This is a genomic window from Actinospica durhamensis, assembly GCF_018139695.1.
Taxonomy (GTDB): Bacteria; Actinomycetota; Actinomycetes; order Streptomycetales; family Catenulisporaceae; genus Actinospica; species Actinospica durhamensis.
Window position 1 is genome coordinate 1 of record NZ_JAGSOG010000309.1, and the last position, 9,327, is coordinate 9,327.

Here is a 9,327-nt window from a genome sequence, read left to right on the forward strand (position 1 = left end):
GCTCATCGCCCTCGGCTTGGCCCTGATCACGACCACGGTGGGCCACCACGTCTGGCTGCGCCGCAGCGACCACGCGCGGCCGCACGGGGGCTACTACACGCAGGACGACCTGCGCGAGATCGTGGCGTACGCCGCCGCACGGCACATCACCGTCGTGCCGGAGATCGACATTCCGGGGCACTCGCGCGCGGCCATCGCGGCGTATCCGGAGCTCGGGAACGTCGACGTGGTCTCGAATCCGCCCACCCCGTTCACCGACTGGGGGATCAGCCCGGACGTGCTCAACGTCGAGGACGCCACGCTGCGTTTCTACGAGCACGTGCTCGAGGAGGTGCTCGAGCTGTTCCCCTCCGCCTTCGTGCACATCGGCGGCGACGAGTGCCCGAAGGGGCAGTGGCGGGCCAGTGCGCGGGCGCAGGAGCGGATCCGGCGCGAGGGGCTCGCGGACGAGGACGAGCTGCAGAGCTGGTTCATCCGGCACTTCGACCGCTGGCTGGCCGAGCGCGGGCGGCGGCTGATCGGCTGGGACGAGATCCTGGAGGGCGGGCTCGCGCCGGGCGCGGCGGTCGCGTCGTGGCGCGGCTACGAAGGCGGGATCGCGGCGGCGCGGGCGGGGCACGACGTCGTGATGTGCCCGGAGCAGCACGTCTATCTGGACCACCGCGAGTCCGAGCATCCGGATGAGCCGATCCCGGTCGGCATCGCCCGGACGCTCGAGGACGTCTACCGGTTCGAGCCGCTGCCGCCCGAGCTGCGCGCGGAGCCGGACGCGGCGCGGCACGTGCTCGGGACGCAGGCGCAGGTGTGGACCGAGTTCATGGACAGCGTGCGGTCGGTGGACTACCACGTCTTCCCCCGGCTGTGCGCGTTCGCCGAGGTCGCCTGGTCCGCGCTGCCGCTGGATCCGGCCGCCCGCGACTTCGCCGACTTCAGCACCCGGATGGCGACGCACCTGACCCGGCTCGACGCGCTCGGCGTCGAGTACCGCCCCGCCGACGGCCCGCTTCCGTGGCAGCGCCGCCCCGGAGTCCGGGGCCGGCCGCGCCCGAGTTGAAGGGCGTCGGTCCGCGCCGTACTGCGTCGTACTGCACCGGCTCCGGCCACCTGGTTTTACCGCTGCGTCACCGGCCGCGCCGGATCTTGAAACCTCCCGCGGGCATCGTAGAGGCATGACACTGCAGAACACGCTCCGACACCACCACCACTTGGTCGAGCTCGGTTCGCTGCTCGCCACGGCCGGGGCCGCCGACGCCTTCGCCGACGTCTTCGGTGAGCACCGGCACGGCATCGTCCTGCTCATCGCCCTCGGCTTGGCCCTGATCACGACCACGGTGGGCCACCACGTCTGGCTGCGCCGCAGCGACCACGCGCCGCCGCGGGAGCCGGCCGTCGCGTCGGCCGACGAGACGGTCACCGGGGTCGTGTGGCGGGTGCGCACCGAGATCGACAACACCCCCGGCCGCCTGGCCGTGCTGGCCGGCGCGCTGGCCGCGGTGGGAGCCAACATCCACGGCCTGGACGCGCAGCCCGCGGCCGCCGGCGTGGTCGTCGACGAGTTCCTGGTCGAGACCCCGCCGGAGACCTCGGCGCAGCAGCTGTGCGACGCCGTACGGGCGGTGGGTGGGCGCGCGACCTGCGCTGTTCCCACCGACCTGCTCGCCCTCGTGGACGCCCCGACCCGCGCCCTGGACCTCGCCGCCCGGCTCGCCCGGCGCCCCGACTCGCTCGAGGCGGTGCTGGCCGACCTGCTCGAGGCCGAGCACGTGCAGATCCACCCGGCCGACGCCGCGCCCTGGGACGACGCCACCGCCGGAGCCTGGAAGGCGGACCTGGTGCTGCGCGGTCCGGACGGCGGCGTGGTCACGGTGAGCCGGCCCGGCCTGCCGTTCACCGCCGTCGAACGCGCCAGGGCCCGGTCCGTGGTGGACCTCGCCGCCGCGCACGCCGCCTGCCGCGAACGCGGCTGAGCCGGGCGGCTGAGCCGAGCACGGAGAACCCCTCCGGCCGGCCCGTCTGCGCGGGCCGGCCGGAGGGGTTTCTTATCAGATGCCGTGTATCATCGTCCGATCAGGCGCGGTCGAACCGGTCCAGGTTCATCAGCTTGTCCCAGGCCGCGACGAATTCGTGCACGAACTTCTCCTGCGCGTCGTCGCTCGCGTAGACCTCGGCCAGCGCGCGCAGCTCGGAGTTCGCGCCGAACACCAGGTCCACCCGGCTGCCGACCCACTTCACCGCGCCGGAGGCGTCCCGGCCCTCGAACGCGGTGGCGTCCTCGGAGGTCGGGGTCCAGGTGGTGTCCAGGTCGAGCAGGTTGACGAAGTAGTCGTTCGTCAGCTGCCCGGGGGTGTCGGTGAACACGCCGACCGAGGAGCCGCCGTGGTTGACCCCGAGCACGCGCAGGCCGCCGACCAGGACGGTGAGCTGCGGCGCGGTGAGCGTGAGCAGGTTCGCCTTGTCCAGCAGCAGGTACTCGGCCGGAAGCCGCTGGCCCTTGCCGACGTAGTTGCGGAACCCGTCCGCGCGCGGCTCGAGGTAGGCGAAGGACTCGACGTCGGTCTGCTCCTGGGTGGCGTCCACGCGGCCGGGCCGGAACGGCACGGTCACCGGTACCCCGGCGTCCCGCGCGGCCTTCTCCACACCCGCGTTGCCGGCCAGCACGATCAGGTCGGCCAGCGAGACCTGCTTGCCGCCCTCGTGCGCGGCGTTGAACTCCCGCGCCACGCCCTCGAGCGTGCGCAGCACCCCGGCCAGCCGGTCCGGCTCGTTGACCTCCCAGCCGAGCTGCGGCTGCAGCCGGATGCGCGCGCCGTTCACGCCGCCGCGCTTGTCGCTGCCGCGGAAGGAGGAGGCCGCGGCCCAGGCGGTGCCGACGAGCTGGTCCACCGTCAGATCCGTGGCCAGCACCCGCTCCTTGAGCGCGGCCGCGTCCGCGGCGTCGATCAGCGGGTGGGTCAGCGCCGGGAGCGGGTCCTGCCACAGCAGCACCTCGTTCGGGACCTCGGCGCCGAGGTAGCGCGCTATCGGGCCCATGTCACGGTGCGTCAGCTTGTACCAGGCGCGGGCGAAGGCGTCCGCGAGCTCCTCCGGGTGCTCCAGGAACCGGCGCGAGATCGGCTCGTAGGCCGGGTCCACCCGCAGCGCGAGGTCGGTGGTGAGCATGGTCGGGGCGTGCCGCCTGGACGGGTCGTGCGCGTCCGGGACGGTGTCCGCGGCGCCGCCGTCCTTCGGCTTCCACTGGTACGCGCCGGCCGGGCTCTTGCCCAGCTCCCACTCGTAGCCGAACAGGATCTCGAAGAAGGTGGTGTCCCAGGCGACCGGGTTGTAGGTCCAGGCGCCCTCGAGGCCGGAGCCGATGGCGTCGCCGCCCTTGCCGGTGCCGAAGGCGTTCTTCCAGCCGAGGCCCTGCTGCTCGAGCGGGGCGGCCTCCGGGTCCGGGCCGACGTTCTCGGCCGGTCCGGCGCCGTGGGTCTTGCCGAAGGTGTGGCCGCCGGCGATCAGGGCGACGGTCTCGGTGTCGTCCATGGCCATCCGGGCGAAGGTCTCCCGGATGTCGCGGGCCGCGGCCAGCGGGTCGGGCGTGCCGTTGGGGCCCTCCGGGTTGACGTAGATCAGGCCCATCTGGACCGCGGCCAGCGGGGACTCGAGGTCGCGGTCCCCGGTGTAGCGCTCGTCGCCCAGCCAGGTGTGCTCCGGGCCCCAGTACACGTCCTCCTCGGACTCCCACACGTCCTCACGGCCGCCGGCGAAGCCGAAGGTGGTGAAGCCCATGGTCTCCAGGGCCACGTTGCCGGTCAGCACGAACAGGTCGGCCCAGGACAGCGACTGGCCGTACTTCTTCTTCACCGGCCACAGCAGCCGCCGGGCCTTGTCCAGGTTGACGTTGTCCGGCCAGCTGTTGAGCGGGGCGAAGCGCTGCTGGCCGGAGCCGGCGCCGCCGCGCCCGTCGTGCACCCGGTAGGTGCCGGCCGCGTGCCAGGCCATCCGGATCATGAACGGGCCGTAGTTGCCGTAGTCGGCCGGCCACCAGTCCTTCGAGGTGGTGAGCACCCCGGCGATGTCCGCCTTGACCGCGGGCAGGTCCAGGGTCTCGAACGCGGCGGCGTAGTCGAAGCCGGCTCCGTTCGGATTCGCCTCCACCGGGTTCTGGGCCAGGATCCGCAGATTGAGCCGCTCCGGCCACCATTGCCGGTTGCCGCCGCCCTGGACCGGCTCGAGCGCCCGGTGCGCGACCGGGCATCCCGTGCCCTCCGACTTGGGGTCCACGTCGAGTGCGTCATGGTGCTGAGACATGTCAATCCTTCCGGGGTAGGCGGATCACGGTGCTCAGGGGCTGCCGGCGGTGGAACAGCCGGGGCACAGGCCCCAATAGATGACCTCGGCCTCGTCGATGGCGAAGCCGTGATCCTCGGATGCGGTCAGGCAGGGCGCCTCGCCCACCGCGCAGTCGACGTCGGCGACGACGCCGCAGGTGCGGCACACGAGGTGGTGGTGGTTGTCCCCGACCCGGCCCTCGAACCGCGCGGCGCTGCCCGGCGGCTCGATCCGACGGATCAGCCCCGCCGCGGTGAGCGCGGTCAGGGCCTCGTACACGGCCTGCAGCGAGACGTGGCCGACGCGCTCTCGGACACCGGCGGCGACCGCCTCGGCGTCCAGGTGTGCGCCGAGCCTGACGGTCTCGAGCAGGGCGACCCGTGCCGCGGTGACCCGCAGGCCGGCGCCGCGCAGCTGCTCGGCGGTGGTCGGGGTCGCGGACGTGGTCATGGCGGCCACCCTATCTCCCTAAAGACGAATGGTTCAAGAAAACGAGGAGTTCTCGTTACGTGAAAGTTTAGTGCGGGTCCGGCGGAGCGTCATTGGTCACGGCGGCGGCCACCATTCTGGCCGCCGCGGCCGCGGCCGCGGACGTGGCCCGGCGTCCGCGGGCGCGGCGTGCCGGCGCGGCGACCGGGGCCGCAGCAACGGCATCCCTACCCGCGGCGTGGTCTCACCCACCGCTCGCACGCTCGCCGCCACGTTCACCCGCCCACGCTCACCGGTCACGGCGCGGCGCGTCGGCGGCGCGGGCCCGGCCGAGGGTCACACCCGCCGAGACGACCCCGATGTGGCTGAAGGCCTGCGGGAAGTTGCCGCAGAACGCCCCCGTCGTCGGGTCGATCTGCTCGGAGAGCAGGCCCAATGGGCTCGCCCGGGCGCACAGCGAGGCGTAGAGCTCCTCCGCCTCGTCCAGCCGGCCCTGCCCGGCCAGGTTGTCCACCAGCCAGAAGCTGCACAGCACGAAGGCGCCCTCGTCACCCGGCAGCCCGTCCGGGGAGTCCTCGTGCAGGTACCGGTAGAGCAGGCCGCCGCCGGCCGAGAGGCGTTCGGCCACGGCCGCGGCGGTCGCCACCATCCGCGGGTGGTCGACCGGCAGCACCCGGCGCAGCGGCAGCGCGAGCAGGCTGGCGTCGAGCCCGCCGCCCTCGCCCAGGTGCTCGGTCAGCGTCCGCGCCCGCTCGTCCCAGGCCTCGCGCAGAATCAGCTCCCGTAGATCCTCGGCGCCGGAGCGCCAGGCCGCGGCGGCCTCCTTGTGGCCGAGCAGCCGGCCGATCCGGGCCGCCCGGTCCATCGCCACCTGGCACATCGCGGCCGAGTAGGTGAACACCCGGCCCGGGCTGCGCACCTCCCAGATGCCCTGGTCGGGCGTGCGCCACTGCTTCCCGGCCAGGTCGGCGAGCCGGGCCAGTCCGTCCCACAGGTGCGGCGGGATCTCCCCGCCGCCCTCGATCCACTGGTACGCGCAGTCGAGCACCTCGCCGTAGACGTCGTGCTGCACCTGGTCGGTCGCGCCGTTGCCCCAGCGCACCGGAGCCGAACGCCGATAGCCCTCGAGCTGCGGGTCCAGCACCTCGTCCGGCACCGGCAGCCCGGCCAGGGTGTACATGATCCGCGGCCCGTCGCTGGCCTCGAACGCGTCGAGCACCCAGCCGAGGAACGCGTCCGCCTCGCTGCCGAAACCGATGCGGCGCAACGCGAACACGGCGAACGCGGCGTCCCTGATCCAGGTGTAGCGGTAGTCCCAGTTGCGCACCCCGCCGATCGGCGCGGGCAGCGAGGAGGTGGGCGCGGCCACCAGCGAGCCGTTCGTCCAGTCGTCGCACAGCTTCAGCGTCACGGCCGAGCGCCGCACCATCGCCTCTTGAGGGCCCTGATAATCGAAGCCGGACATCCAGCGCCGCCAGGCCCGCTCGGTCCCGAGCACCGTGGCCTGCGGCTCGAACCGGTGGTGGCGGTGCGCCCTGGCCCAGGACAGGCACAGGCTCACGCTCTCGCCTTCTTCGAGTTCGTACACCCCGCGCATGCCGTCCGCCGCGGCGTCCCCCTGCGTTCCCGTGCCGCCGAGCGTTCCCGTGCCGCCGAGGTGCCGGTCCCCGCGCAGGTGCAGCCGCAGCCCGGGCCGCTCCGGCAGGGTGAGTTCCACTCCGCTGAACAGCGGCCGGGTGCGTACGCCGCCGCGCGGCTCGATCGCGTAACGCAGGCGCACCTTGCCTTCGAGCACCAGCGCCGAGCGCACCAGTTCCCCGCGCGCGGCCGCGACGTCGTCGGACAGGTCGGCCCCGGCCCGCAGCGTCATCGCGTCGGTGATCCGCACCGTTCCGGAGGCGCAGCGCAATTCGGTGTCGAGGACGGCGGTGTCCGGCCGGTAGGTCTGTCGGGCCTCGAACGGCTCGTCCGGCGCGAAGGTGAACGTCCCGCCGCGGGCGTGGTCGAGCAGGCCGGCGAAGACCGGCGGATCGTCGAACCGGGGCAGGCACAGCCAGGCGATCGTCGCGTCCCGCCCCACCAGCGCGGCCGCCGCGCCGTCGCCGATCAACCCGTAGTCCTCCAGCGGAAGGTAGCCCTGCACGCGGCGGACGGGTTGGAAGGGCGGGTCGGCATCGAGCATCGCGGCGGTCCAGGGGGCGTCGGGCAGGGCGGACCCGCGGCCCGCTCGTCCACGGTGCACCGGCCGCGTCAGAATCGGCCGCCCGAAAGGGCCGTTCGGGGGAACGGGCGGCCGCCGGAGGGGTCCGGCGGCCTTGCCTCAGCCCCGGCCGCGCCGCCCGCCCGGCCCGTCCGGCGGCCGCAGGAAGTCCTCGGGCGTGAGGTTGCGCAGCTCCCGGCGCACCTTGCGCGGCGTGGTCGGCGGCGCCACCAGCAGCACCGGGGCCGCGGCGGTGGCCGCGGCGCAGCGGCGCACGTGGCCGTGCAGGAACCGGGCCAGCCGGTTGCGCCGCCCGGCCCCGAGCACCAGCAGGTCGTTGGCCTGGTCGGCGAGCGAGTTGAGCGCGTACGCGGCCGGCGCGCGCACCACGATCAGCTCGGCCAGCACGTCGTCCGGGATACCGCCGGAGGCCGCCACCGCCGCCTCGAGCCGCTCCGCGGCCTTGTGCGCCCAGATCGCGGCCAGCCGCGGCTCCGGGGCCATCCGGTAGACCGTCTCGCCGCCCGGGGGCTCCCAGGCCAGCACCGGAACCAGGACGCTCCCGGTACGCCGCGCCTCGTACACGGCCCGGCGCAGCGCAGCCGCGCTGCTGGCCGAACCGGTCACGCCGACCACCACGCGGGCGGGGCGCACCGCGGGGGATAGGTCCGTTTCGTTCATATCTCCAGTATTCGAGCGACAGCCCGACCCGCACAGTGGCACGATTGCCTCGGGCCCATAAGTTCCTGCCAGGCCGGGCCGGACGGGAGATCCAGAATGCTCAGCACCGTCGCCGTCGTCGTGATGCCCGGGTCCGCCGCGTTCGAGCTCGGCGTGGCCTGCGAGGTCTTCGGGATCGACCGGACGGCGCAGGGCGTGCCGGCCTTCGATTTCCGGGTGTGCGCCGAGCACCCCGGGCGGCTGCTCGACTCCACCGGCGTCGGGCTGGTCGCGCCCCACGGCCTCGACGCGGTCGCGGGCGCGGACGCGGTGATCGTGCCGGCCGTGTCCGGAACGCCGGAGCGCTTCCCCGAACCCGTGCTCGCGGCCGCGGACGCCGGGGCCACCCTGGTCTCGGTGTGCTCCGGCATCTTCCCGCTGGCCGAGGCCGGGCTGCTGGGCGGCCGGCGCTGCACGCTGCACTGGCGGCAGGTGGCCGCGTTCGCCACGCGCTACCCGGACGTCACGCTCGACCCGGACGTGCTGTTCGTGGACGAGGGCTCGGTGATCACCAGCGCGGGCACGGCGGCCGGGATCGACGCGCTGCTGCACCTGGTGCGGCGCGAGCTCGGCACCGGCGCGGCCACCGTGATCGCCCGGCACATGGTGGTGGCCCCGCAGCGCGACGGCGGCCAGCGCCAGTTCGTGACGCTGCCGGTCCCCGAAGAACCCTGCGACAGCCTGCAGCCGCTGCTGGACTGGATGATCGAGCACCTCGACGCCGAGTTCGACGTGGCCCGCCTCTCCCGCCTCGCCGCGATGTCGGGGCGCACCTTCGCCCGCCGCTTCGTGGCCGAGACCGGCACCACGCCGCTGCGCTGGCTCACCACCCAGCGCATCCTGCACGCGCGCCGCCTGCTCGAGGAGACCAGCCTGACCGTGGAGGACATCGCAAGGGCCTGCGGTCTCGGCTCCGGCGCGCTGCTGCGCCACCACTTCCGCCGCGCGGTCGGCCTCACCCCGGCCGACTACCGCAGGTCCTTCCGGGTCGAGCCGGCCCGGGCGGCCTGAGGTGGAGCGGATCCTGGTCAGCGGCGTGGCCGGCGCCGGCAAGACCACCACGGCCACGCTGCTCGCGCAGCGGCTGGAGCTACCCCGCCGCGAGCTCGACGCGCTGCACCACGGCCCCGGCTGGGTCAAGCGGCCCGAGTTCGAGGCCGAGGTCGCGGCGTTCACGGCCGGATCGCGCTGGGTGACCGAGGATCAGTACTCCAGCCTGCTCGGCGATCTGCTCTGGCGCCGCGCCGACACCGTGGTGTGGCTGGACCTGCCGCGCGCGACGGTGATGCGCCGGGTGATCCGCCGCTCGCTGGTCCGCTCGCTCACCCGGACCGAGCTGTGGAACGGCAACCGGGAGACCCTGCGCGGCTGGCTCGAGCCCGACCACCCGGCCCGCGTGGCCTGGCGGCAGCACGCCCGCAAGCGCGCCACCGTCCTCGACCGCGCCGCCGCGCACCCGCACGTGCGGCTGATCCGGCTGACCTCCGCCCGCGAGGCACGGGCCTGGGCCGAGGGCCTCGCGCGGGCCCGGGTGACCTCGGCACCCTGACGCGCAAGCCCGATCCCCGCCGGGCCCCGGCCGATCCCAGCCGCCGGACCGCTTCCGGCCGCGAGCCCCTGGCGTGCGATGATGCCCGTGCCATGACGACGCATGTACACCGCCACGA

The 9,327-nt window shown here is 74.1% G+C and carries 8 protein-coding genes; 4 read left to right on the top strand and 4 right to left on the bottom strand.

Annotated elements, in window-relative coordinates; genetic code table 11:
• Both KDL01_RS35420 and KDL01_RS35425 read left to right on the top strand, forming a co-directional pair.
• The coding region (locus tag KDL01_RS35420) for a beta-N-acetylhexosaminidase (RefSeq protein ID WP_212533069.1) at positions 1 to 1,054 on the top strand (1,054 nt) is incomplete at its 5' end.
• Positions 1,055 to 1,169: 115 nt separating this feature from the next.
• Positions 1,170 to 1,967 (top strand): ACT domain-containing protein, encoded by a 798-nt coding sequence (locus KDL01_RS35425; RefSeq protein WP_212533070.1) that lies wholly within the window; start codon positions 1,170 to 1,172, stop codon positions 1,965 to 1,967.
• A 100-nt stretch (positions 1,968 to 2,067) separates the two neighbouring features.
• Here KDL01_RS35425 and katG read toward each other — a convergent pair whose 3' ends face one another.
• The 4 genes from katG to KDL01_RS35445 all read right to left on the bottom strand — a co-directional run bounded on the left by katG (position 2,068) and on the right by KDL01_RS35445 (position 7,621).
• Complete coding sequence (gene katG, locus KDL01_RS35430) at positions 2,068 to 4,290, bottom strand: catalase/peroxidase HPI (protein ID WP_212533071.1); 2,223 nt, start codon at positions 4,288 to 4,290, stop codon at positions 2,068 to 2,070.
• A 33-nt stretch (positions 4,291 to 4,323) separates the two neighbouring features.
• The gene (locus KDL01_RS35435) at positions 4,324 to 4,761 is read right to left on the bottom strand and encodes a Fur family transcriptional regulator (RefSeq protein WP_212533072.1); all 438 of its coding nucleotides are present in this window, start codon (positions 4,759 to 4,761) and stop codon (positions 4,324 to 4,326) included.
• Between the two features lie 268 nt (positions 4,762 to 5,029).
• On the bottom strand, positions 5,030 to 6,922 hold the full coding sequence (locus KDL01_RS35440; RefSeq protein ID WP_246577450.1) for a glycoside hydrolase family 15 protein: 1,893 nt from the start codon (positions 6,920 to 6,922) through the stop codon (positions 5,030 to 5,032).
• A gap of 138 nt (positions 6,923 to 7,060) precedes the next feature.
• Positions 7,061 to 7,621, bottom strand: a complete 561-nt coding sequence (locus KDL01_RS35445; protein WP_212533074.1) for a universal stress protein — start codon at positions 7,619 to 7,621, stop codon at positions 7,061 to 7,063.
• 96 nt (positions 7,622 to 7,717) lie between these two features.
• On the opposite strand from KDL01_RS35445, the gene KDL01_RS35450 reads away from it, so the two are divergent.
• Positions 7,718 to 8,671, top strand: coding sequence for a GlxA family transcriptional regulator (locus tag KDL01_RS35450; protein WP_212533075.1), 954 nt, complete (start codon positions 7,718 to 7,720; stop codon positions 8,669 to 8,671).
• Between the two features lies 1 nt (position 8,672).
• Positions 8,673 to 9,209: a P-loop NTPase family protein gene (locus KDL01_RS35455; protein WP_212533076.1), complete on the top strand. Its 537-nt coding sequence runs from the start codon at positions 8,673 to 8,675 to the stop codon at positions 9,207 to 9,209.
• Positions 9,210 to 9,327 lie beyond the last annotated feature (118 nt).

Coding starts and splice junctions, on each gene's coding strand:
- KDL01_RS35425 (WP_212533070.1), top strand. CDS start 1,170: ATGACACTGCAGAACACGCTCCGACACCACCACCACTTGGTCGAGCTC.
- KDL01_RS35450 (WP_212533075.1), top strand. CDS start 7,718: ATGCTCAGCACCGTCGCCGTCGTCGTGATGCCCGGGTCCGCCGCGTTC.
- katG (WP_212533071.1), bottom strand. CDS start 4,290: ATGTCTCAGCACCATGACGCACTCGACGTGGACCCCAAGTCGGAGGGC.
- KDL01_RS35435 (WP_212533072.1), bottom strand. CDS start 4,761: ATGACCACGTCCGCGACCCCGACCACCGCCGAGCAGCTGCGCGGCGCC.
- KDL01_RS35445 (WP_212533074.1), bottom strand. CDS start 7,621: ATGAACGAAACGGACCTATCCCCCGCGGTGCGCCCCGCCCGCGTGGTG.
- KDL01_RS35440 (WP_246577450.1), bottom strand. CDS start 6,922: ATGCTCGATGCCGACCCGCCCTTCCAACCCGTCCGCCGCGTGCAGGGC.